The sequence below is a fragment of the Streptomyces sp. NPDC058373 genome (genome assembly GCF_042723275.1).
Classification (GTDB): domain Bacteria; phylum Actinomycetota; class Actinomycetes; order Streptomycetales; family Streptomycetaceae; genus Streptomyces.
On record NZ_JBHXJE010000004.1, the window covers coordinates 152,641 to 175,987 of the forward strand.

Genomic DNA, 23,347 nt, shown 5'->3' on the forward strand with positions numbered 1-23,347 from the left:
CCGGAGCATACGGGCGTCGAACGGCGTTCACCTGGGACGGCTCTCCGCCAGCGCGAACAGCGCCAGCGACAGCACGAGGGCCGCGATGCTCGCGTACACCTCGTAACCGTCGAGGAGGCCGACGCGGGAGATCAGGCCCACGTCGAACCGGTCGGTGAACTCGGTGACCAGGCCCATGACGCCCTGCAGGAGCAGCAGGAAACCGGCGACTTCCAGGGTTTTCCTCATGCCGCGATCCTCGCCCCGCGGACCCCCCACTCACATCGGCCGCGGGGCGAGGTCGCACCCCCTCCCCGGTAGGCGCCCGCCCGCACCGACCCCCTACCGAAGTAGGCACCGCGCCGACGACGGTCCACGATCGGCGCCGACCGCCTCCTCGCGGGTGCCGGGATGCGTAGATTTGCCGACCATGGGAATCCGCGCCGACCGCCACCCCACCACCCCGCCACCCCAGCGGCCCGCTGCCGCGGCCCGGCCCGCGACCGACCCGGCCGACCCCGCCCGGGACCGGCCGGCCCGGCGCCGGCCGCGTGACTGGGCGGCCGACTTCGTCTGCTTCGCGGTCGCCGTGGTGATCGGCCTCACCGGCCTCGACGTCCTCCAGCAGGCCTCCGGAGTCCCCGCCGGGGTCGCCGTCGCCGACCAGGTCGTCGGAGCGCTCGCCTGCGCGGCGGTCTGGGTGCGGCGCCGGTACCCGCTCGGCTTCGCCGTCGCCACCGCCGTGGTAGCCGTCGTCGCGCAGACCGCCGGGGGCGCCGCCGTCGTCGGGCTCTTCACCGTCGCCGTCCACCGGCCCCTCCGCCAGGTCGCCTGGGTCGCCGTCTTCTCCCTCGCCTCGGCACCGCTCACCTTCTGGCTCTACCCCGACCCCGGCCTCCACTACGTCGCCGCGATCGTCTTCGCCGCGCTGCTGATCTCCGGAACCGTCGGCTGGGGCATGTACGTCCGCTCCCGCCGCCAGCTCCTGCTCAGCCTGCGTGAACGCGCCCGGCGCGCCGAGGCCGAGGCGGAGCTGCGGGCCGCGCAGGCCCAGCGGCTGGCCCGGGAGGCGATCGCCCGCGAGATGCACGACGTCCTCGCCCACCGCCTCACCCTGCTCAGCGTGCACGCCGGGGCGCTGGAGTTCCGGCCCGACGCCCCGACCGCCGAGATCGCCCGCGCCGCCGGGGTGATCCGGGACAGCGCCCACGACGCCCTCCAGGACCTCCGCGCGATCATCGGCGTGCTGCGCACCGGCGACGACACCGACGCCGCCCGCCCCCAGCCCACCCTGGACGCCCTCGGCGACCTCCTCGACGAGGCCCGCGAGGGCGGCACCCCTCTCACCCTCGACCGGCGCGTCACCGACCCGGCCGCCGTCCCGCCCGCGCTGGGCCGCACCGTCTACCGCATCGTCCAGGAGTGCCTGACCAACGCCCGCAAACACGCCCCCGGTGCCCCCGTCACCGTCACCCTCACCGGCGGCCCGGGCGACGGCCTCGACGTGGCCGTGGCCAACGCCGCCCCGCCCGGACCCGTCCCGCCCGTACCCGGCTCCGGACAGGGCCTCATCGGACTCACCGAACGCGCCGCGCTCGCCGGGGGCCGCCTCGGCCACGGGCCCGCCCCGGACGGCGGATTCCGGGTCACCGCCTGGCTACCGTGGGCGTCATGAGAGACACGACCGAGATCACGGTGCTCCTCGTCGACGACGACCCGCTGCTGCGGGCCGGCCTCTCCTTCATGCTGGGCGGCGCCGGTGACCTCCGCGTCGTCGGCGAGGCGGGCGACGGCCGGGAGGTCCCCGCCCTGGTCGAGCGGGTCCGGCCGGACGTCGTCCTGATGGACATCCGCATGCCGCACGTCGACGGCCTCACCGCCACCGAACGGCTCCGCGCCCTGCCCGACGCCCCGGAGGTCGTGCTGCTCACCACCTTCCACGCCGACGAGCAGGTGCTGCGGGCGCTGCGCGCCGGAGCGGCCGGGTTCGTCCTCAAGGACACCCCGCCCGCCGAGATCGTCGCCGCCGTCCGTCGCGTCGCCGCCGGGGACCCGGTGCTCTCCCCGGCCGTCACCCAGCAGCTCATCGACCAGGTCGCCCAGGACGGCCCGCACACCCGCCGCACCCGGGCCCGTGAACGGCTCGCCTCCCTCGCGCCCCGGGAACGTGAGGTCGCCCTGGCGGTCGGCCGCGGCGCGTCCAACGCCGAGATCGCCGCCGAGATGTACCTCAGCGTCGCCACCGTCAAGGCCCACGTCTCCCGCGTCCTCGCCCGCCTCGGCCTCAACAACCGCGTGCAGATCGCCCTGCTCACCTACGACGCCGGGTACCCGGCCGACCCCGCACCGGGCGGCCCGCCACCCCGGGGCCGGTGAGACACGCCGGGGCAAGCCTCGACGAATACGCCAACAGGGGCGAACAGTAGGGTGGTTGGGCTGGCGCGGCACCGGGAGGGACCTGACGCGGCGCCGGTACGAAGGGGGAACCATGACCGACGTCATCGACCTCACGGCCTACGGCGAGCAGTTCACCGCCGACCCGTACCCCGTCTACGCCGAACTCCGCGAACGCGGCCCGGTCCACCGCGTCCGCGTCCCGAGAGGGAACGGCCCGATGGAGGCGTGGCTGGTCGTCGGCTACGAGGAGGCCCGCGAGGCCCTCGCCGACCAGCGCCTCTCCAAGGACCCGGCCGACCTCGGCATCCAGATCCCCGAGGGCGAACTCATCGGGCGCCACATGCTCACCGCCGACCCGCCCGAGCACACCCGGCTCCGGCGCCTGGTCGCCCGCGAGTTCACCGCCCGCCGGGTCCAGGCGCTGGCGCCGCTCGTGCAGGGCATCACCGACGACCTGCTGGACGCCATGGTGCCGCACGGCCGCGCCGACCTCGTCCAGTCGTTCGCCTTCCCGCTGCCGCTCACCGTCATCAGCGAACTCCTCGGCGTGCCCGTCGCCGACCGGGCCGCCTTCCGCCGCATGTCCAGCGAGGTCGTCGCCCCCTCCGGCGACGTGCCACCCGAGGTGAACCTCGCCGCGCTCGGCACCTTCCTCGACGCGATGATCGAGGAGAAGCGCCGCTCGGGGACGACCGGCGACCTGATCGGCGACCTCATCCGCACCGCCGACGACGAGGGCGACCAGCTCAGCTCCAGCGAACTGCGCGCCATGGCCTACCTGCTGCTCATCGCCGGCCACGAGACCACCGTCAACCTCATCGCCGGCGGCGTCCACACCCTGCTCCGCCACCCCGAGCAGCTCGCCGCGCTGCGCGCCGACCCCGCCCTGATCGACGGTGCCGTCGAGGAGATCCTGCGCTACGAAGGCCCCATCGAGACCGCCACCTGGCGGCACACGGGCGAACCGCTGGAGATCGGCGGCGTTCGCATGGAGAAGCACGAACCGGTGCTGGTCAGCCTCGCCGCCGCGGGCCACGACCCGGCCCGCTTCCCCGACCCGGACCGCTTCGACATCCGCCGCCGCGCCCAGGGCCACCTGGCCTTCGGTCACGGCCTGCACTTCTGCCTGGGCGCTCCGCTCGCCCGCATGGAGGGACGGATCGCCCTCACCACCCTGCTGGAGCGCTGCCCGGAGCTCGCGCCGGACGGCGAACCCTCCGGCTGGGCCCCGGGCCTGCTCATCCGCGGGGTGAAGGACCTCCCGCTGCGCTGGTGAACGACCGGCCCCGGCGCGCCGCCGCGCCGGGGCCGCCGCACGCGACCGGGCTCAGCCGCCCTCGATCTCCGCCGGCCGCACCGGGCGGCGCTCCCGCCGCGACACCTCGCACGCCTCCGCGATCCGCAGCGCCGCCAGCGCCTCGCGCCCGTCGCACGGGTTGGCCAGCTCACCCCGGGCCACCGCGAGGAAGGCGTCCAGCTCCGCCGCGTACGCCGGGGCGAACCGCTCCAGGAAACCGGGCCACGGGTCCTTCGGCGCGGCCGGGCCGCCGGGCTCGGCCGAGGTGAGCGGAGCCCGGGCGTCCAGGCCCACCGTGAGCTGGGCCGCCTCACCGGCCAGCTCCATGCGCACGTCGTACCCGGCGCCGTTGCAGCGCGTCGCGGTCGCCGTCACCAGGGCGCCGCCGTCCAGGGTCAGCAGGGCGGCCGCGGTGTCCACGTCGTCCGCGTCGCGGAACATCGCGGGACCGGCGTCCGACCCCACCGCGTACACCTCGGTGACCTCGCGGCCCGTCACCCAGCGGACCATGTCGAAGTCGTGCACCAGGCAGTCGCGGAACAGGCCGCCGGAGAGCGGGACGTAGGCGGGCGGCGGGGGAGCGGGGTCCGAGGAGAGGGCGCGGACGGTGTGCAGGCGGCCCAGTTCCCCCGAGCGGACCGCGCGCCGGGCCGCCGCGTACCCGGCGTCGAAGCGCCGCTGGAAACCGAGTTGGAGCACCGTGCCCGCCGCCTCCACCTCCGCGAGCGCCGCCAGCGTCCCCGGCAGGTCCACCGCGACCGGCTTCTCGCAGAAGACCGGCAGCCCGGCCCGCGCCGCCCGCCCGATCAGCGGGGCGTGCGCCGCCGTCGCCGCCGTCACCACCAGCGCCTCCGGTCCCGCCGCGAAGAGCGCGTCCACGTCCGGCGCCGCCTCCGCCCCCGTACGGGCCGCCAGCGCCGCCGCCCGTTCCGGTTCCGCGTCCGCCACCACCAGCGACGACACCTTCGGGTGCGCCGCGAGCGTCCGGGCGTGGGCCGAGCCGATCCGGCCGGTTCCGGCGAGTGCGATCCTCATGGACCCAACGTGCAGGGCACCGTCCGTCCCGTCAACCGGTTGTCCGGACAACCGGACCGCACCGCTTCCCGCCCCTCCCGCCATCCCCTACGCTCGCCTGCGTGCCCCCGACCGACCACGACCCCACCGCCTCGCTCCACCTGGGCGTCGACCGCGGCAGCCCCGTCCCGCTCTACCACCAGCTCGCCCAGCAACTGGAGGCCGCCGTCACCGGCGGCGCCCTCGCCCCCGGCACCCTCCTCGGCAACGAGATCGACCTCGCCCGGCGCCTGGGCCTGTCCCGGCCGACCGTCCGCCAGGCCATCCAGTCGCTGGTCGACGCCGGGCTGCTGGTCCGCCGCCGGGGCGTCGGCACCCAGGTCCTGCACGCCCCGCTGCGCCGCCCGCTGGAGCTGAGCAGCCTCCACGACGACCTCGACGCGGCCGGGCTGCGCCCCACCACCCGCGTCCTGCGCTGCGCCACCGAACCCGCCACCGCCGAGACGGCCGCCGCCCTCCAGGTCGCCGAGGGCAGCGAGGTCGTCCGCCTGGAGCGGCTGCGGCTGAGCCACGGCGAACCGCTCGCCCGGCTCACCAACCACCTCCCCGCCGGCCTGCTGGAACTCGACCCCGCCCGGCTCGCCGGCAGCGGCCTCTACACGCTGCTCCGCGAGGCGGGTGTCACCCTGCACAGCGCCCGCCAGTCGGTCGGCGCCCGCGCCGCCACCGCCGAGGAGGCCGAGCTGCTCGGCGAGGCACCCGGCGCCCCGCTGCTGACCATGGGCCGCCTCAGCCGCGACCACACCGGACGCGCCGTCGAACTGGGCAGCCACGTCTACCGGGCCACCCGCCACTCCTTCGACTTCCAGCTCCTCGCCCGCCGCTGAGCGCGAGGCCGTACGGGAACGGTCGTACAACGAACCGCCAACGTGGCGTCGCACACATTGACGGGCCTGGCAGGCCCCACTACAACCTCCCCTGACCCCGCAGACGCGGGCCTCGCGCCCCCGGGGCGCCGGGCCGGTCCGGCGGCCCCGGGCCCCCGGCCTGAGAGCCGCCGGGGGTGGTCGGGGATACTTGGGCGGTTGGGGCGGCTTCTCCGCCCCCTTCGCATGAAGCGGCACAGCGAGAAGGGCACGGCCTCGTGGCACGGTTTCGGACCTGGGTAAGCATCGCGCTGGCGGGGGTTCTCGGCGCATCCCTCGCGGGATGCAGCAGTACGGGCGGCAAGCGCGCCGAGGACGCCGCCAAGGCCGAGGCGGCCCAGGGGAGGGCCGCGGTGAACACGCCCCGCTGGACCTTCGCCATGGTCACGCACTCCGGCGACGGCGACACCTTCTGGGACATCGTCCAGAAGGGCGCCGAACAGGCCGCCGCCAAGGACAACATCAAGTTCCTCTACTCGCACCACGACGAGGCCCAGCAGCAGGCGCAGCTGGTCGACGCCGCCATCGACAAGAAGGTCGACGGCCTGATCGTCACCCTCGCCAAGCCCGGCGCGATGAAGGCCGCCGTCGAGCGGGCCGTGAAGGCCGGCATCCCGGTCGTCACCGTCAACTCCGGCTCCGAGAAGTCCAAGGAGTTCGGGGCCCTCACCCACATCGGGCAGGACGAGGAGATCGCCGGTGAGGCCGTCGGCGAGGAGCTGAACAAGCGCGGCCGCAAGAAGGCCCTCTGCGTCCTGCACGAGCAGGGCAACGTCGGCCACGAGCAGCGCTGCGACGGCGTCCGCGAGAGCTTCGACGGCAAGCTGATCAATCTCTACGTCGACGGCACCAACATGCCCGACGTGCAGGCCTCCATCGAGGCGCGGCTCCAGACCGACAAGAGCCTCGACTCCGTGGTCACCCTCGGCGCGCCCTTCGCGGACGCGGCCGTCAAGGCCAAGGAGGGCGCCTCCAGCGAGGCCGAGATCAACACCTTCGACCTCAACGCCAAGGTCGCCCAGGGGCTGAAGGACGGCACCCTCGGCTTCTCCGTCGACCAGCAGCCCTACCTCCAGGGGTACGAGGCGGTCGACCTGCTCTGGCTGTACCACTACAACGCGGACGTCCTCGGCGGTGGCCGGCCGGTCCTCACCGGTCCGCAGATCATCACCGAGAAGGACGCCGACGCCCTCGCCGACCACACCAAGCGGGGCACCCGATGAGCGCGCCCGCACCCGCCACCCCCTCAGGCCCAGCGGCCCCGGCCGCCGCCGACGAGCGGCTGATCACCCGCTCCCCGCTGAAGAAGCTCCTCGGCCGCCCCGAGCTGGGCGCGGTCGTCGGCGCCGTCGCGGTCTTCGTCTTCTTCGTCTTCGCCGCCGACAGCTTCCTCCAGCTCTCCAGCCTCACCACGGTCCTCTACGCCGCCTCCACCATCGGGATCATGGCGGTGCCGGTGGCGCTGCTGATGATCGGCGGCGAGTTCGACCTCTCCACCGGTGTCGCCGTGACCAGCTCGGCGCTGGTCTCCTCGATGTTCAGCTACCAGATGACCGCCAACGTCTGGGTCGGCGTCGGCGTCTCCCTGCTGGTCACCCTCGCCATCGGACTCTTCAACGGCGCGCTGCTCACCCGCACCAGGCTGCCCAGCTTCATCATCACGCTCGGCACCTTCCTGATGCTGACCGGCCTGAACCTGGGCCTGACCAAGCTGATCAGCGGCACCGTCTCCACCAAGTCGATCGCCGACATGGAGGGCTTCGGCTCCGCCAGGGCGGTCTTCGCCTCGACGCTCACCGTCGGCGGCGTCAACATCAAGATCACCGTGCTGTGGTGGATCGCCCTGGTCGCCGTCGCCACCTGGATCCTCCTCCGCACCCGGTACGGCAACTGGATCTTCGCGGCCGGCGGCGACGCCGACGCGGCCCGCGCCGTCGGCGTGCCGGTGCGCGCCACCAAGATCGGCCTCTACCTCGGTGTGGCCCTCGGCGCCTGGATCTCCGGCCAGCACCTGCTCTTCTCGTTCGACGTCGTCCAGTCCGGCGAGGGCGTCGGCAACGAACTCATCTACATCATCGCGGCCGTCATCGGCGGCTGCCTCATCACCGGCGGCTACGGCTCCGCGATCGGCTCCGCCATCGGCGCGCTGATCTTCGGCATGACGAGCAAGGGCATCGTCTACGCCGAGTGGAACCCCGACTGGTTCAAGTTCTTCCTCGGAGCGATGCTGCTGCTGGCGACCCTGCTCAACCACTGGGTCCGCAAGCGGGCGGAGGAGACGGCATGAGCGCGCACCCCGCACCCACCGAGGCCCCGGCCGACCCGGGCGCCCTCGTCGAGCTGGCCGACGTCAGCAAGTACTACGGCAACGTCCGCGCCCTGGAGGACGTCTCGCTGGAGGTCCACGCGGGCGAGATCACCTGCGTCCTCGGCGACAACGGCGCGGGCAAGTCCACCCTCATCAAGATCATTGCCGGTCTGCACCCGCACGACACCGGCACGCTGCGCGTCGCCGGGGAGGAGACCCACCTCTCCTCGCCGCGCCAGGCCCTGGACCAGGGCATCGCCACCGTCTACCAGGACCTCGCCGTGGTCCCGCTGATGCCGGTCTGGCGGAACTTCTTCCTCGGCTCCGAGCCGACCCTCGGCAAGGGACCGTTCCGCCGCATGGACGTCCGTTCCATGCGCGAGACGGCCCGCGCCGAGCTGGCCCGGATGGGCATCGACCTGCGCGACGTCGACCAGCCGATCGGCACCCTCTCCGGCGGCGAGCGCCAGTGCGTGGCCATCGCCCGCGCCGTCTACTTCGGTGCCAAGGTCCTCGTCCTCGACGAGCCGACCGCCGCCCTCGGCGTCAAGCAGTCCGGCGTCGTCCTCAAGTACGTCGCCGCCGCCCGCGACGCCGGTCTCGGTGTCGTGCTCATCACGCACAACCCGCACCACGCCTACCTGGTCGGGAACCGCTTCGTCCTGCTCAAGCGGGGTGCCATGGCCGGCAGCCACCTCAAGGGCGACATCGACCTGGACGAGCTGACCCGGCAGATGGCGGGCGGCTCCGACCTGGACCAACTGGGCGAGGCGCTGGAGCGCGCCCCCGTCCCCGACCACCTCGGCCGGGCCGCCGCGGACCGCCCGGACACCGGCACCCGGTGACCCGTACCCCGGCGGGCCGAGCCCCCGCCGGGGTACGCACCCGGGCGGGCGCGTGTGCGCCTGGCGCGCCCGGTAAGGCAGAATCGTCGCGATGAGCACCTACCGCGACCTCGCACACCGCGGCTCCGCACGGGCCACCGTCCTGCGTACCGTCGGCACGAGGGAGAGGCGGTCCCACCTGACCGCGCCCCGGGTGCCGACCGTCGGCATCGACATCGGCGGGACGAAGGTGATGGCGGGCGTCGTGGACCCCGACGGCGTCATCCTCGAACAGCTCCGGGCCGAGACGCCCGACAAGTCGAAGAGCCCCAAGGTCGTCGAGGACACCATCGTCGAACTGGTGCTGGACCTCTCCGACCGGCACGACGTGCACGCCGTCGGCATCGGCGCGGCCGGATGGGTCGACGCCGACCGCAACCGGGTCCTCTTCGCCCCCCACCTCTCCTGGCGCAACGAACCGCTCCGCGACCGGCTCTCCGGGCGCCTGGCCGTCCCCGTCATGGTCGACAACGACGCCAACGCCGCCGCCTGGGCCGAGTGGCGCTTCGGCGCCGGACGCGGCGAGGACCACCTGGTGATGATCACCCTGGGCACCGGCATCGGCGGCGCCATCCTGGAGGACGGCCAGGTCAAGCGCGGCAAGTACGGCGTCGCCGGCGAGTTCGGCCACATGCAGGTCGTCCCCGGCGGCCACCGCTGCCCCTGCGGCAACCGCGGCTGCTGGGAGCAGTACAGCTCCGGCAACGCCCTGGTCCGCGAGGCCCGTGAGCTGGCCGCCGCCGACTCCCCGGTCGCGTACAACCTCATCGACCGGGTGCAGGGCAACGTCCACGACATCACCGGACCCCTCATCACCCAGCTCGCCCGCGAGGGCGACGCGATGTGCGTGGAGCTGCTCGGCGACATCGGGCAGTGGCTCGGCGTCGGCATCGCCAACCTCGCCGCCGCCCTCGACCCGTCCTGCTTCGTCGTCGGCGGAGGCGTCAGCGCCGCCGACGACCTGCTGATCCTCCCGGCCCGCGACGCCTTCCGCCGCCAGCTCACCGGCCGCGGCTACCGCCCCGAGGCCCGCATCACCCGCGCCCAGCTCGGCCCCGAGGCGGGCATGGTCGGCGCCGCCGACCTGGCCCGCCTGGTCGCCCGCCGCTTCCGCCGCGCCAAGCGACGCCGCGTCGAGCGGTACGAACGCTACGAGCGGTACGTCCAAGGCCGCCGCGCGGGCGACGAGCAGACCGCCGCCACCAGCCAGGAAACCCCGTCATGAGCGTCCCCAGCCCCACCGAACCCAAGCCGGGGCCCGAGGCCGCGCCGCCGCACCCCACCCGCGAGCAGCGCCGCCGCACCGTGCGCAGGCGGTGGATCACCGCCATCGTCATCGTGCTGCTGATCGGCGTCCCCGCCGGGTACCTGCTGGTCTCGGCCGGGCAGAGCCGTGACAGCGGCCGCGACAAGGAGCGCAAGTGGTCGGCGACCGGCCTCACCACCGGCTGGCCCTCCCAGGTGCAGCGCCGCGTCTACCAGGTCCCCATCCCGCCCAACGCCTGGCACGTCGCCTACTACGAGACCAACAACTGGAAGACCAGCCGCCTGTACGTGCAGTTCCGCACCACCGAGGAGCAACTGGCCGCCTTCCTCGCCACCTACGACGCCACCCCCGAGGAGCTGCGGCAGGGCGAGGTCACCATCAGCGCCCGCAACCAGTCCGTCACCGGCTGGGACTTCGGCGTCTCCGGCCCCTGGTCCGGCCTCACCCACCGCCAGGACGACCCGCTGCCCACCCACGACATCACCGTCACCCGCAAGCCGACCGGCGAGGCCCTGGTCTACGTGGTCGCCACCAGCACGCCGTGAGCGGACCGGGAGCCCTCCGGTGAGCGGGGCCGCGCGCCGCACCGGCGGCGGGCCGGAGCGGGCGGCCGTCACCTTCCTGCCCGCCGTGCTGCCCCGCCGCGGCCGCCTCGCCTGGTGGTCGCCCGAGGGCGGCGCCCCGCCCCGCGACACCGGCGCCACCACCACCCTCACCGTCGCCCGCGCCCGGGGCGCCACCGTGCGCCGCGTCCAGGTGGAGGCCGCCGTCCTCGACGTCGAGGACGGCCTCACCGCCCTGCTCGCCGACCCCGCCCCCAGCCCCTCCGCGGCCTGCTGGCAGGCGGCCGCCCGGCTCGCCCTGGACCTCGTCACCCGGGGCCGCCTGCTGCCCGGCCTCACCGAGGCCGACGAGGACGCCTGGCGGGCCGGCCCGCTGGACGCCGCCGACCTGGCCCGGCTCCGGGCCGTCGCAGCCGCCCTGCCGCCCGAGGGACACCCCGTCACCCTGGAGGGCCGGGCCCCGCTGCTGGTCGCCGAACCCGAGGCGCTGCTCCGCGCCTTCCTCGACGCCGTCGCCGACACCCTGCCACGCACCCCGGCCGCCGCCGACGCCCTCGGCGCGCCCTTCGCCGCCCGGGCACCGCAGCGGCTGGCGCAGGCACGCGGCTGGGCGGCGCTGGCCGCCGCCGGACAGGACGCCGGGGTCAGCGTCTCGCTCCGCCTGGACCTCTCCGCGTACGGCCTCTTCGACCCCGAGGGCGACGACGGCCGCCGGGGCGCCGGGGCCGCCGTCCTCCAGGTCCACAGCCTCGCCGACCCCACCCGCGTCGCCGACGCCGCCGCCCTCTGGTCGGGGGAGCGGCTGCCCGGCTTCGGCCCCCGCGCCCGGATCGACGCCGCGCTCGCCCTGCGCCGCGCCGCCCGCGTCTGGGCCCCCCTGGAACGCCTCGCCGACCAGCCCGTCCCCGACGTGCTCCCGCTGGACGACGCGGAACTCTCCGACCTGCTCGGCGTGGCCGCCGAGCGGCTGCGCGCCGCCGGGGTCCCCGTGCACTGGCCCAGAGAACTGGCCCGGGAGCTGACCGCCGAGGCCGAGGTGCGCGGCGCCCCCGGCTCGGCGACCGACGGCACCCCCTTCTTCGACGCCGACCGGCTCCTGGAGTTCCGCTGGCAGGTCGCGCTCGGCGGCGAGCGGCTCAGCGAGGCCGAGATGGACGAACTGGCCGAGGCCCACCGTCCGGTGGTGCGGCTGCGCGACCGGTGGGTGGTGGTCGACCCCGACGTGGTGCGCCGCGCCCGCAAACGCGACCTCGGCCTGCTCGACCCGGTCGACGCCCTCGGTGTGGCCCTCACCGGCACCGCCGAGGTCGACGGCGAGCCGGTCCAGGCCGTTCCGGTCGGCGCGCTCGCCGCCCTCCGCGACCGGCTCACCGCCCCGCCCGGCCGCGTGGAGCCGCCACCCGGGCTGAACGCCACCCTCCGCGACTACCAGCTCCGCGGCCTCGGCTGGCTGGAGCTGATGACCTCGCTGGGGCTCGGTGGCTGCCTCGCCGACGACATGGGCCTGGGCAAGACCGTCACCCTGATCGCCCTCCACCTCAAGCGGACCGGCAGCGGCCCGACCCTCGTGGTCTGCCCCGCCTCGCTGCTCGGCAACTGGCAGCGCGAGATCACCCGGTTCGCCCCCGGCGTGCCGGTCCGCCGCTACCACGGGCAGGGCCGCAGCCTCGGCGACGTACCCGACGGCTTCGTCCTCACCACCTACGGCACGATGCGCTCCAGCGCCGAGTCGCTCGCCTCGATCCGCTGGGGCATGGTCGTCGCCGACGAGGCCCAGCACGTCAAGAACCCGCACTCCGCCACCGCCCAGGCGCTGCGCACCATCCCGGCCGCCGCCCGCGTCGCCCTCACCGGCACCCCCGTCGAGAACAACCTCTCCGAACTCTGGGCCCTGCTCGACTGGACCACCCCCGGCCTGCTCGGCCCGCTGACCGCCTTCCGCGCCCGGCACGCCCGGCTGGTCGAGTCCGGCGAGGACCCCGAGGCTACCGAGCGGCTGGCCCGCCTGGTCCGGCCCTTCCTGCTGCGCCGCCGCAAGTCCGATCCGGGCATCGTCCCCGAACTGCCGCCCAAGACCGAGACGGACCGCCCGGTGCCGCTCACCCGCGAACAGGCCTCGCTCTACGAGGCGGTGGTCCGCGAGTCGCTGGCCGCCATCGAGGCGTCCGAGGGCATCGCCCGCCGCGGCCTGGTCCTCAAGCTCCTCACCTCCCTCAAGCAGATCTGCAACCACCCCGCGCAGTTCCTCAAGGAGGGACCCGCCCGGCTGGAGGGCCGCTCCGGGAAGCTCGCCCTGCTCGACGAACTCCTCGACACCCTCCTCGCCGAGGACTGCTCCGCCCTGGTCTTCACCCAGTACGTCGGCATGGCCAAGCTCATCGGCGCCCACCTCGCCTCCCGCGCCGTCCCCGCCGAACTCCTCCACGGCGGCACCCCGATCGCCGAGCGCGAGCGCATGGTCGACCGCTTCCAGGAGGGCGGCACCCCCGTCCTCGTCCTCTCCCTGAAGGCCGCCGGGACCGGGCTGAACCTGACCCGCGCCTCCCACGTCTTCCACTTCGACCGCTGGTGGAACCCGGCCGTCGAGGAGCAGGCCACCGACCGCGCCTACCGGATCGGCCAGACCCGGCCCGTCCAGGTCCACCGGCTCATCACCGAAGGGACCGTGGAGGACCGCATCGCCGAACTCCTCACCGCCAAGCGGGCCCTCGCCGACGCCGTCCTCGGCTCCGGCGAAGGGGCGCTCACCGAGCTGACCGACCGCGAGCTGACCGACCTCGTCTCCCTGCGCAGGACCTCGTGAACCGCCCCACCGGCGCCCGCGCCCGCGCCTCCGCCGACGGCCTGCGCCGCACCTTCCCCGCCCAGCAGGCCGGGGACGCCGCCGCCACCACCTGGTGGGGGCGCGCCTGGGTCACCGCGCTCACCGCGCAGTCCCGCGACCCCGGGCGCCTGGAGCGCGGCAGCGAGTACGCCGCGCGCGGCAGCGTCGACGCCGTCACCGTCACCCCGGGCCTGGTCCTCGCCTACGTCCACGGCAGCCGCCCCCGCCCCTACCGGGCACGGCTGCGGGTCCGCCCGCTCACCGACGACGCCTGGGAACGCCTCCTCGACCACATCGCCGACCACCCGGCCCACCTCGCCGCCCTCCTCGACCGCGAACTGCCGCCCGCCCTCGCCGAGGGCCCGGTGCCGCTGCTGCCCGGCGCCGGCGACCTGGTGCCCGACTGCACCTGCCCCGACCCGGTCCGCCCCTGCAAACACGCGGCCGCGCTCTGCCACCGCACCGCCCGCCTCCTCGACCAGGATCCCTTCGTCCTGCTGCTCCTGCGCGGCCGGGGCGAGGACGACCTGCTCGACACCCTGACCCGGCTCAGCGTCACCCGCGCCGCCCGCCCCGCCCCCGGCGCCGACGTCGGCCCGGACGACGGCAGCGACGGGGCCGACGACCCGCACAGGACGCCCGCCCTGCCGGGCGTCCGCGCCCGCGACGTCCTCACCGCCGGACCCCGCCCGCCCCTGCCGCCGCCCGCCCCGGTCCCCGACGGGCCCGCGCCGCCGCCCTCGTACCCGTCCGGCCACGGCGGCCCCGACCCGCTCGCCCTCGACCAGCTCGCCACCCAGGCGGCCGCCCGCGCCCACGCCCTGCTGACCACCGGCCGCGACCCGCTCGCCGGGCTCGGCCACTGGGCCGACGCGGTCCGCATCGCCGCCGCCCGGCCCGGCTCCGGCCTGACCTCCGCCGCCCGCGACCTCTACGCCCGCCTGGCCCGCGCCGCCGGACGGGACGTCACCGCCCTGCACCGCGCCGTCGCCGCCTGGCAGCTCGGCGGCGAGGCGGGCCTCGCCGCCCTGGAGGAGCCCTGGGACCCGCCCGCGGGCCCCTTCGACCGGGCCCGCCCCGCCCTCCTCGCCGCCGGACACCCGCGCCTCCGCCCCGAACGCAACCGCCTCACCCACCCCTCCGCCGACCGCCAGCTCCGCCTGGGCCGCGACGGCCTCTGGTACGGCTACATCTCCGACCCCGGCCGCGACGACTGGTGGCCCACCGGCACCCCGGGGCTGGACCCGGTGGCGGTGTTCGGGGGGCTGCCCGGCGGCGGGGCCTGAGAAGGCCGTACGTACGAGGCGGCCGGGCCCAGGGATGTCTTCAGAGTCCCGCCCGGCGCGCCGAGAGCACGCACCGGACACTGCGGACACCGCACAGGACTTCGAAGACACCAGCGCCCGGCCCGCCGCAGACCGGCTGCCCGCCCACCGCCCGCACGGCGGACAGCATCGACCTGCCGGACCTGCCGGACCTGCCGGACCTGCCGGACCTGCCGGACCTGCCGGACCTGCCGGACCTGCTGTCCGAGGCCCGCTCCTGGACCGGCTTGACTCCCTCGGCCACGTCTCCGGCCGCCGCATACCCGCATGGAGGGCCTGCTCGTCCCCCGGCGGCGACGTCGGCCTGACCCCGGCCATCGACCCGAGCAGCAAGGCGCTGACCCGCTCGCGCCTCTCGCACGTCGACCAGAACCACGTGCGCGCCGACACCGTCGCCGGGGCGAACGCCGCGCTGATTGGCGCCCGGTCCCGCATTGGGCTGGCCCAGATGTGGGGTGGGAAGTGTCGGAAGAGCTTCGCTTTCCGAAGACCACCCCCGATGGGGCCGCCCAGCCGCCTCGAAGCCTTCAAAGGCCCTCCGAAATCCCGAGTGTTCAAGAACTCCGGAGCGCCGCCTTCTGGCATGACCCGAGGCCGTGACGGCCACCCAGGGGCCGGCGCACAACGCGGACGCGCTCGTCGCCGAGCCGCTCGTGCGCACCGAGACCAAAAGCGGGCACGTCCGGGTGTCGACCGGCGCGCGGAAACTGGAGCGGCAGCTCGACGCGCTCACCACCGGGTGCCGGAAGGCCTTCGCGAACTCATCGTCATGGGCCCCAAGGAGGGCCTCGCCGCCGCCCGCGCCCGCGGCCGGGTCGGCGGACGCCCCAGCGTCGCCACCGAGGAGATCATCCGGGCCGCCCGTGACCTGCTGCCCGACCCGGGCCGCTCGATCACCTCGATCACCTCGATCCCCGGACCGCTCGGCGTCTCGCCGGGCTCGCTCCACAACCGCATCCGGACCTGCCCGAGCTGCGCGCCGGCGCGCCGGCGCGCCGGGGGTGGACAGGTGTGACTAGTCGAGGCAGAGAAAGCGTCGCTGAGATTGATCTTGGTCTGATCTGCCTGCTGGACGGGCGCTTCGGGCCGGCGGGGCACCGCGAACGGCCGGTACGTGCCCGGGAGCCGGCCTTCTGGGAGGGACCAGGCCGGGCAGGGGCGTGCGTGGGGTCATCGCGGAACCCGGCCCGACGAGCCGGCCGCGTCCTCGTCGGCATGAGCGGCCGGGCCTCTCACCCGGCGGCCCCGCCTCCCCTTCCCCGCGCGTAGCGCCCCGGGGTCTGCCCGTACTCCTTGGCGAACGCCTCCACGAACGCCGACGGGCTGGCGTACCCGACCCGCCGGGCGATGCGGGTGACCGGCTCGGTGCCGAGCAGCGCGCGGGCGGCGCTCAGCCGCAGCCGGGTCCGCCAGCGGGTGTACGGCATGCCGAACTCCCGCTGGAAGTCGCGTTGCAAGGTCTTGGCGCTGATGTGCAGATGGGCCGCCCACGCCGCCAACTCGCGGGCGTCGGACGGGTCGTGGGCGAGGGCGCGGGCCACCCGCAGAGCGTGTCCGGCGCCGTGCCCGGGGGGCGGCTCGTCGCCGCCCGGGCGGGAGCCGGCGGGGGAGTACGGCACCAGCGCCGCCATGATGCGCGCCCGGTCCGCCAGCGCGTCCGCCTCGGTCACCCCGGAGTGGGCCAGCCCGCGGATCAGCCGTCCCGTCTCCTCCCGTACGACGACCGGTCCGGCGCGCAGCTCCCTCAGCCCGGCCGGGATCTCGCGCAGGCAGATCCGGTACACCGTCTGCCGGTCGGCTCCGCGCACCTCGTGGCTGACGGCCCGCTGTGCCCAGAACGCCTCACCGGGGCCGAGGAAGCGGGCGTCGCCGCCGTGCAGCACCGACAGGGCGCCGTCCGGCGACCAGTAGAGCTGGTGCAGGAAGTCCTGCCGGGCGATGGCGCCGAACTCCAGCGGTCCGGCCGACTGGTAGCGCAGCACGAAGATGCCCTCAGGCCGCCCCAGCCCGTACCCGTACTCCTGGCAGTGCACCGGATCCCCGGTTCGCTGTCCCCCGAGCGACACAACGCGTCCTTTCAGCGACACCCCTCACGGAAAAGTAAGGCTAGCCTAACTTTCGCCGCCCGCGTGGGTGGCCGTTCACCGCACCACTGCCGAAGGAAACGCGCCCCATGTCCCCGAGTTCCCCGCCGCCCGCCACGGCCTCCTCCCTCCCCGTCAGACCGCCGTCCACCGCCTCCGCGCGGACGGCCGGCGCGCGACGCCGCGCCCTGCCGCTGCGCGTCGGCGCCCTCGCCCTCGCACTCGCCCTCGGGGCGGCGGCCTGCGGCACGGACACCGAGGACAAGGGCGGCGACCGGCCGAAGACGCGGGTCTTCAAGGCCGACAACGGCGAGGTCGAGATCCCGGTCGACCCGAAGCGCGTGGTCGCCACGGGGTACGCGGTCCCGGCCCTCATCGAGGCCGACGCGGCGCTGGTGGGCATCTCCACCTGGAAGCGCGGCCTGGACCTGATGACCGAGAAGGACCTGGCCCGCTACAAGAAGGTGCCCAAGGTCGCCGGGGAGACCGCCGCCGAGACCAACTACGAGGCCATCGCCACCGCGCGCCCCGACCTCATCGTGATCGGCGTGCCCACGCCCGTGCTGGCCGACATCGACATGGAGCGCCTGGAGTCGGTCGCTCCCGTCGTCGCGATCGGGCCCACGCAGCCCGACGCCTGGCGCACCCTCTCCCGGCGCCAGTCCGACGCCGCCGGCCGCCTCGACCACTTCGAGGAGGCCAGGGCCGCCTACGAGAAGCGGGCCGGAGAGCTGCGGAAGAAGTACGCCAAGGCCCTGGACGGGCTGGAGTTCGGACACGTCGGCGCCTACAGCGAGGCCGGCAAGGGCTCCTTCCAGCGCGAGTTCGGCCGCTCCTGGGGCACCAACATCGCCGAGGACGTGGGCATCTCGTACTACGGCGAGGTGAAGGAGAAGACCGGCGGCAGCGGCGACGTCAGCGAGAACCCGTCGATCGAGGAACTGCCGGAGAGCCTCGGTGACGCCGACGTCATCACCTACACCGTGCAGCCCGACGGCGAACCCGCCGCGGCCGTGCAGTACGTCCTCGACTCCCCGCTGTGGAAGGAGCTCCCGGCCACCCGCGCGAAGCTGACCCTGCCGCTGCGCTACACCGAGGCCGCCACCTACCCCTCCGCCCTGCGCACCCTGGACGCCCTCGACAAGGCGCTCAAGCCGCTCCTGGACCGGTGACGGCGATGAGCACCGCAGACCACCAGCACCAGCACCGCCGCAGGGGCGGACCCGACGACCCCTCCGAGGACCGGTCGAACCCGGGACCCCGGGTCGCCGCACACCACCGCGGCGGCACCGGAGTGGCCCGCATCGGGTACCCGATCGAGGTCCGCACCCTGGAGGTCCTCGCCCGCACCTGGATCAACCCGCGCATGGTGCGGCTGACCCTGGGCGGCCCGGAACTCGACGGCTTCCACAGCCACCAGGCCGACGACCACGTGAAACTGGTCTTCCCCGACCCGGACGGCACGCTGCGCCCGCCGGTCCCCGCTCCCGGCCAGATGCTGAGCTGGCCGCGCCCGCACCCGCTCAGCCGGGTCTACACCGTGCGCCGCCACGACCCCGCCGCCCGCCAACTCGACCTGGACTTCGTGGTCCACGAGGGCGGCCACGCCTCCGGCTGGGCCGTCTCGGTGCCGCTGGGGGAGCGGATCACCGTGGCCGGGCCGCCCGGCGCCAAGTCCTTCCCGCACACCTACGACCACTACGTGTTCGCCGTGGACGCCACCGGACTGCCGGCCGTCGCCCGCTGGCTGGAGGAGAGCCCGGTCACCACCTCCGCACGGGTGGTGGTGGAGACCGACGAGGAGTGCGAGCACGACTACCCGCTCGCCGACCGCCCCGGTGTCGAGGTCATCCGTCTGACCCGGGCGGGCGGACCGTCCCGACTCGCCGACACGGTGCGGGAGCTGCCCGCCCGCCCGGGTCGGACCTTTCTCTTCGCTGCCGGGGAGTCCGGCGACATCAAGCCGCTGCGGGCCTGGAGCCGGGGCCGCTGCGAGGCGCTGTTCACCGGCTACTGGAAGCGCGGAGTTGCCGGACTTGAGGACTGAACCGGCCCGCGCCGCCCTGCTGTCCGGCGTGCTGGTGGTGCTGCTGGCCGCCGCCGTGGCCAGCCTCGCCGTCGGCTCGCGGACCGTGCCCCCGTCCGAGGTCTGGCGCGCCCTGCTCGACACCCCGCCGGGCGACGGCGCCACGACCGCCCACCACCTGGTGATACGCGAGGTACGGCTGCCCCGCACCGTCATCGGTGTCCTGGTCGGCGCCGCGCTCGCCACCTCCGGCGCGCTCATGCAGACGCTCACCCGCAACGCCCTCGCCGAACCCGGCGTGCTGGGGGTGACGGGGGGCGCCGGTTTCGCCGTCACCCTCGGCGCGGTGGCCGGACTCGCCGGTTCGCAGGCGGCCCAACTCGGCCTCGCCACCCTCGGCGCGCTGCTCGCGGCGCTCCTCGTGTACGCCGTGGGCCGTGCCTCCCCGCTGCGCCTGGTGCTGGCCGGCACCGCGCTGGGGTTCGTCCTCGCCGGGCTGTCGCTGGGGTTGCGGATGACCATGCCGGACGTCTTCGACACGTACCGCTTCTGGGTGGTCGGCTCGCTCGCCGGGCGCGAGCAGGTGCCGTACCTGCTGCCGCTGCTGGTGATCGCGGCCGGCCTGGCCGGCGCGCTGGCGGCGGCCAGACCGCTCCAGGCGCTGGCGCTGGGCACCGAGGTGGCGCGCACCCTGGGAAGCCGCGTCAGGCGCACCCGGATCACCGTGCTGGTCCTCATCACGGTGCTGGCCGGGGCGGCGACCGCGCTGGCCGGGCCGGTCGCCTTCCTGGGGCTGATGGTCCCGCACCTGGCCCGCCGCCTGGCCGGCGGCTCCGTCCGGCTGCTGCTGGGGCTGTGCATGCTGCTGGGCCCGCTGATCCTGCTGGCCGCCGACGTCGCGGCGCGGCTGCTGCTGCCGACCGGCGAGGTGCCGGTCGCGGTCGTCACCGCCTTCCTCGGCGGGCCGGTGCTGATCTGGGCCGTACGACGCTACGGGGCGGTGACGCTGTGACGCTCGTCGAGAACAAGACGCGGGACCACGACGCCGGCGGCGGGAGCGGCACACCTGCCGCCGCCCGGCGGCCTTTCGCCGTCAGGCTCGGCCCCTTCTCCGCGGCCGTGGAGCGGCGCACCGCCGCCGCCGTCGCGGTGCTGGCCGTCCTCGCCGCCGTACTGGCCTTCGCGGGGCTGTGCCGCGGCGACTCCTGGGACCCGCCCGGCGAGGTGTTCGCCGCGCTGGCCGGTCACGGCGACGCGGCCTTCGTCGTCCAGGAGTGGCGGCTGCCCCGGGTGACCGCGGCGCTGGTCTTCGGGGCCGCCCTCGGCGCCGCCGGATCGGTCTTCCAGAACCTCACCCGCAACCCGCTGGGCAGCCCCGACGTGATCGGCCTCGACGCGGGCGCCTACACAGGCGCCCTGGTCGCCCTCACCGTGCTGTCGGGCACCAGCGTGCAGCTGGCCGTCGGTTCGGTGGTCGGCGGGCTGGCCGCGGCGGCCGTCGTCTACCTGCTGTCGCTCGGCTCCGGCCTCGGCGGACTGCGCCTGGTGGTCATCGGCATCGCCGTCAACGCCATGCTCACCGCGCTCAACTCGTGGATCGTGCTGCGGGCCGAACTGGAGGTCGCCATGGCCGCCGTGGGCTGGAGCGCCGGCTCGCTCAACGGCATCGGCTGGGGCGACCTGCGCCTGCCGCTCGCGCTCCTCGGCGTCCTCGCCGTGCTGCTGGCCGTCCTGGCCCGCCCCATGCACCAGGCGGCGATCAGCGACGCCCTCGCCGTCACCTCAGGCGTACGGCTCTCCCGCTACCGGCCGCTGGTCGTGCTCGCCGGAGTCGGCTGCACGGCCACGGTGACGGCGGTGGCCGGGCCGATCGTCTTCATCGCCCTGGCCGCACCGCAGATCGGCCGCCGCCTCGCCGGCGCCGCCGGTGTGCCGCTGCTCCCGGCCGCGCTGACCGGCGCCGTGCTGCTCCTGGTGGCCGACCTCACCGCGCAGACCGTCCTGGCACCGGTGGCGCTGCCGGTGGGCGCGGTCACCACGGTGGTCGGCGGCGGCTACCTGCTCTGGCTGCTCCTGCGCGAGGTGCGCCGATGACCCGCGCGCCCCGGCCGCCCGAGGCCGCCGTACCGGGACGCGTCCCGCGGAAACCGAACCACCCCCAGAAAGAACCCACCGCCATGCCGCCCCGATTGACCGCCGACGCCCTCGAACTCGCCTACGGGGACCGGGTCGTCTCCCCGCGCCTCAGCCTGGACGTCCCCGACGGCGCCTTCACCGCCGTGGTGGGCGCCAACGCCTGCGGCAAGTCGACCCTGCTCAAGGCCCTCGTCCGGCTCCTGACCCCGAACGCCGGGACCGTCCGGTGGGACGACGAGGACCTGCACGCGCTGCGCCCCAAGGCGGTCGCCCGCCAACTCGGCTTCCTTCCCCAGGGGCTGACGGCACCGGAGAACACCCTGGTACGGCAGCTCGTCGCCCGCGGCCGCTACCCGCACCAGTCGCTGCTGGCCACCTGGTCCCCGGCGGACGAGCGGGCCGTGGCGGACGCGATGGAGGCGGCCGGCGTCGCCGAACTCGCCGAACGGCCCGTCGAGGAGCTCTCCGGCGGCCAGCGGCAGCGGGTCTGGGTGGCCATGGTGCTGGCGCAGGAGACCCCGTACCTGCTGCTCGACGAGCCGACCACCTTCCTGGACCTCGCCCACCAGTACCAGCTCCTGCGGCTGCTGGCCCGGCTGCGGGACGAGGGCCGCACCGTCGTCGCGGTCCTGCACGACCTCAACCAGGCCTGCCGCTTCGCCGACCACCTGGTGGCGATGCGCGGCGGCCGGGTGGTCGCCCAGGGAGCGCCCGGCGACATCGTGGACGCCGCCCTGGTCGAGGCCGTCTTCGACCTGGAGTGCGTGGTCGTCCCCGACCCTGTGACGGGGACCCCGATGGTGGTGCCGCGGGAGTGAGAGGATGCGCTCCCGGAGCGCCCCGGACGCCCTGAGCCGTTTCGGATGCGTGGGCGTCGGTGCGGGCGCCGGGCCAGGCCGCTGCACCCGGCGAGGGAATCCCGCTGACGACTGTCCCGGTGCTCGGGGCGGTGCGGCGCGGAAGGCTGCTCGAGGAGAGGGCACGGATCGCGGCGGCCTGAGCCGCGTTCCCGCCGCCGTAGCCCACCGTCCCGAGCGGACGGGCCGGTCGGCCGCCCGCCCGCGCGGAAAAATCCGGCCTTCTCGCGCAGCGATCCTGCAGGCGCCCGCCCTTGCCCGGCCACGGGGCCGATCTGCGGAATGTGCCTTCCTGAGACCCGCGTGGCGCCGGAGAACCCCGGTGGGCGGGGCGGCCGTGCAGGATTCCACCGTTGACGGGCTTCCGGCCCGGTGGTTAACGTCCCCGCCATGAGACCCCGCGCCCACGCAGGCATGATCGACGAACTGGACCGCCGCGTCATCGCCGCGCTCCAGCTCAACGGCCGTGCCTCGTGGAACTCCGTCTCCCGCTGGGTGGGAGCCAGCGAGACCACCGCGCAGCGGCGCTACCAGGCGCTGCGCGAGCGCCGGCTCGTCCATGTGGTCGGCGCGCTGGAGCTGGACCGCACCGAGAGCGGTTCCTCCATGCTGGTGCGTGTGCACGCCAAGCCGGGCAAGGGTCTGGAGCTCGCCGAGCTGCTGGCCGCCTGCCCGGAGACGCGGTTCCTGGCCGTCGTCACCGGCACGGCCGACCTGATCGTCGACTTCGTCGCCCAGGACAACGAAGAGCTCATGAGGCTGCTCTTCACCGACCTGCCGGGCGCACACCTGATCACCAGCACCGAGTGCGTCGCCGTCATCCGCAGCTTCACCTCGGCGGCGATGTGGGACACCGGCCTGCTGCCCGCCGAGGCCGTCGCCGACCTGCGGCCCGCCACGCTCGCCCCACCGTGCGACCGTGACGACTGGGACCGAGCGCCACAAGCGCTCTCCGGTCTCGAACAGGCCGTCGCCGACGGCCTCGCCCAGGACGGCCGGCTGCCGGTCAGCGCGCTGGCGCGCCGGCTGGACCGCAGCGAGTCCAGCGTCTCGCGGGCCCTCGACCGGCTCGTGGAGCGCGGCGTCCTGCACTTCCGCACCCTGGTCGAGCCCGCTCTGCTCGGCTACCAGGCCGAGTTCATGGTCTGGCTCTCCATCGAGCCGGACCAGCTCGACGCCGCGGGCCGCCAGCTCGCACGTCACCCCGGCACCAAGTTCCTGGCCGCCGCCACCGGCCGGTTCAACCTGGTCGGCCACATGGTCCTGCCCCGCCGTACCGATCTGTTCCGCTACACCGGTGAGGTCATCGGTGCCCTGCCGGGGCTGAACGCCTCGGACGTCACCGTGCACCTCGCCACCCTGAAGGGCGCCTGGACCCGGCTGGACCAGGCCGTCTGAGACAGCCCGCCGGGCGAGCCCCTGCGAGCACCCCGCCGCCCCCGCGGCCCTCCGCCGCACGC

Annotated in this window: 21 protein-coding genes and 1 pseudogene; 19 read left to right on the forward strand and 3 right to left on the reverse strand. The window is 75.0% G+C overall.

Annotated features, from left to right (window positions below; translation table 11 throughout):
• Nucleotides 1-27: 27 nt before the first annotated feature.
• A complete protein-coding gene (locus ACFWMZ_RS04595; protein WP_383177617.1) occupies nt 28-228 on the reverse strand; it encodes a hypothetical protein in 201 nt (66 codons plus the stop codon).
• Nucleotides 229-409: 181 nt separating this feature from the next.
• Here ACFWMZ_RS04595 and ACFWMZ_RS04600 point away from each other — a divergent pair, with 181 nt between their 5' ends.
• The 3 genes from ACFWMZ_RS04600 to ACFWMZ_RS04610 all read left to right on the forward strand — a co-directional run bounded on the left by ACFWMZ_RS04600 (nt 410) and on the right by ACFWMZ_RS04610 (nt 3,652).
• Complete coding sequence (locus ACFWMZ_RS04600) at nt 410-1,654, forward strand: sensor histidine kinase (protein ID WP_383199492.1); 1,245 nt, start codon at nt 410-412, stop codon at nt 1,652-1,654.
• Nucleotides 1,651-2,355, forward strand: coding sequence for a response regulator (locus tag ACFWMZ_RS04605; protein ID WP_383177611.1), 705 nt, complete (start codon nt 1,651-1,653; stop codon nt 2,353-2,355). The genes ACFWMZ_RS04600 and ACFWMZ_RS04605 overlap by 4 nt, the downstream gene beginning before the upstream one ends.
• A 112-nt stretch (nt 2,356-2,467) precedes the next feature.
• A complete protein-coding gene (locus ACFWMZ_RS04610; protein WP_383177608.1) occupies nt 2,468-3,652 on the forward strand; it encodes a cytochrome P450 in 1,185 nt (394 codons plus the stop codon).
• A gap of 51 nt (nt 3,653-3,703) precedes the next feature.
• On the opposite strand, the gene ACFWMZ_RS04615 is transcribed toward ACFWMZ_RS04610, so the two are convergent.
• Nucleotides 3,704-4,708, reverse strand: a complete 1,005-nt coding sequence (locus ACFWMZ_RS04615) for a Gfo/Idh/MocA family oxidoreductase (RefSeq protein WP_383177605.1) — start codon at nt 4,706-4,708, stop codon at nt 3,704-3,706.
• A gap of 101 nt (nt 4,709-4,809) precedes the next feature.
• Between ACFWMZ_RS04615 and ACFWMZ_RS04620 the strand changes: the two genes are divergently transcribed.
• The 10 genes and pseudogenes from ACFWMZ_RS04620 to ACFWMZ_RS04665 all read left to right on the forward strand — a co-directional run bounded on the left by ACFWMZ_RS04620 (nt 4,810) and on the right by ACFWMZ_RS04665 (nt 15,799).
• On the forward strand, nt 4,810-5,574 hold the full coding sequence (locus tag ACFWMZ_RS04620) for a GntR family transcriptional regulator (RefSeq protein WP_383177602.1): 765 nt from the start codon (nt 4,810-4,812) through the stop codon (nt 5,572-5,574).
• 257 nt (nt 5,575-5,831) lie between these two features.
• On the forward strand, nt 5,832-6,836 hold the full coding sequence (locus ACFWMZ_RS04625) for a sugar ABC transporter substrate-binding protein (protein ID WP_383177599.1): 1,005 nt from the start codon (nt 5,832-5,834) through the stop codon (nt 6,834-6,836).
• Nucleotides 6,833-7,900 (forward strand): ABC transporter permease, encoded by a 1,068-nt coding sequence (locus ACFWMZ_RS04630; RefSeq protein WP_383199494.1) that lies wholly within the window; start codon nt 6,833-6,835, stop codon nt 7,898-7,900. Before ACFWMZ_RS04625 ends, ACFWMZ_RS04630 begins: the two co-directional genes overlap by 4 nt.
• Nucleotides 7,897-8,766 (forward strand): ATP-binding cassette domain-containing protein, encoded by an 870-nt coding sequence (locus ACFWMZ_RS04635; RefSeq protein WP_383199496.1) that lies wholly within the window; start codon nt 7,897-7,899, stop codon nt 8,764-8,766. The genes ACFWMZ_RS04630 and ACFWMZ_RS04635 overlap by 4 nt, the downstream gene beginning before the upstream one ends.
• Nucleotides 8,767-8,857: 91 nt before the next feature.
• Entirely contained in the window at nt 8,858-10,030 is a 1,173-nt protein-coding gene (locus tag ACFWMZ_RS04640) for an ROK family glucokinase (RefSeq protein ID WP_383177590.1), read from the forward strand.
• Nucleotides 10,027-10,617 carry a sugar kinase gene (locus ACFWMZ_RS04645; protein WP_383177587.1) on the forward strand — a complete coding sequence of 197 codons (591 nt, stop codon included), beginning with the start codon at nt 10,027-10,029 and terminating at the stop codon, nt 10,615-10,617. The genes ACFWMZ_RS04640 and ACFWMZ_RS04645 overlap by 4 nt, the downstream gene beginning before the upstream one ends.
• A 19-nt stretch (nt 10,618-10,636) precedes the next feature.
• Nucleotides 10,637-13,438 (forward strand): DEAD/DEAH box helicase, encoded by a 2,802-nt coding sequence (locus tag ACFWMZ_RS04650; RefSeq protein ID WP_383199498.1) that lies wholly within the window; start codon nt 10,637-10,639, stop codon nt 13,436-13,438.
• Nucleotides 13,435-14,745, forward strand: coding sequence for a hypothetical protein (locus ACFWMZ_RS04655; RefSeq protein WP_383177581.1), 1,311 nt, complete (start codon nt 13,435-13,437; stop codon nt 14,743-14,745). Before ACFWMZ_RS04650 ends, ACFWMZ_RS04655 begins: the two co-directional genes overlap by 4 nt.
• A 34-nt stretch (nt 14,746-14,779) precedes the next feature.
• Nucleotides 14,780-15,235: pseudogene (locus ACFWMZ_RS04660) on the forward strand (hypothetical protein); the annotation flags it as partial.
• Nucleotides 15,236-15,553: 318 nt separating this feature from the next.
• Nucleotides 15,554-15,799: a hypothetical protein gene (locus tag ACFWMZ_RS04665; protein ID WP_383199569.1), complete on the forward strand. Its 246-nt coding sequence runs from the start codon at nt 15,554-15,556 to the stop codon at nt 15,797-15,799.
• 217 nt (nt 15,800-16,016) lie between these two features.
• Here ACFWMZ_RS04665 and ACFWMZ_RS04670 read toward each other — a convergent pair whose 3' ends face one another.
• Nucleotides 16,017-16,850 carry a helix-turn-helix transcriptional regulator gene (locus tag ACFWMZ_RS04670; RefSeq protein WP_383177575.1) on the reverse strand — a complete coding sequence of 278 codons (834 nt, stop codon included), beginning with the start codon at nt 16,848-16,850 and terminating at the stop codon, nt 16,017-16,019.
• A gap of 107 nt (nt 16,851-16,957) precedes the next feature.
• On the opposite strand from ACFWMZ_RS04670, the gene ACFWMZ_RS04675 reads away from it, so the two are divergent.
• From ACFWMZ_RS04675 to ACFWMZ_RS04700, 6 genes are all read left to right on the forward strand, one after another.
• Complete coding sequence (locus ACFWMZ_RS04675) at nt 16,958-18,040, forward strand: ABC transporter substrate-binding protein (RefSeq protein ID WP_383199500.1); 1,083 nt, start codon at nt 16,958-16,960, stop codon at nt 18,038-18,040.
• A 5-nt stretch (nt 18,041-18,045) separates the two neighbouring features.
• Complete coding sequence (locus tag ACFWMZ_RS04680) at nt 18,046-18,915, forward strand: siderophore-interacting protein (RefSeq protein WP_383177569.1); 870 nt, start codon at nt 18,046-18,048, stop codon at nt 18,913-18,915.
• Nucleotides 18,905-19,906 (forward strand): FecCD family ABC transporter permease, encoded by a 1,002-nt coding sequence (locus ACFWMZ_RS04685; protein WP_383199503.1) that lies wholly within the window; start codon nt 18,905-18,907, stop codon nt 19,904-19,906. Before ACFWMZ_RS04680 ends, ACFWMZ_RS04685 begins: the two co-directional genes overlap by 11 nt.
• Nucleotides 19,907-20,013: 107 nt before the next feature.
• A complete protein-coding gene (locus tag ACFWMZ_RS04690; protein ID WP_383177699.1) occupies nt 20,014-20,988 on the forward strand; it encodes a FecCD family ABC transporter permease in 975 nt (324 codons plus the stop codon).
• A gap of 83 nt (nt 20,989-21,071) precedes the next feature.
• A complete protein-coding gene (locus tag ACFWMZ_RS04695; RefSeq protein ID WP_383177563.1) occupies nt 21,072-21,848 on the forward strand; it encodes an ABC transporter ATP-binding protein in 777 nt (258 codons plus the stop codon).
• Between the two features lie 453 nt (nt 21,849-22,301).
• On the forward strand, nt 22,302-23,285 hold the full coding sequence (locus ACFWMZ_RS04700) for an Lrp/AsnC family transcriptional regulator (RefSeq protein WP_383177696.1): 984 nt from the start codon (nt 22,302-22,304) through the stop codon (nt 23,283-23,285).
• Nucleotides 23,286-23,347: the final 62 nt, after the last annotated feature.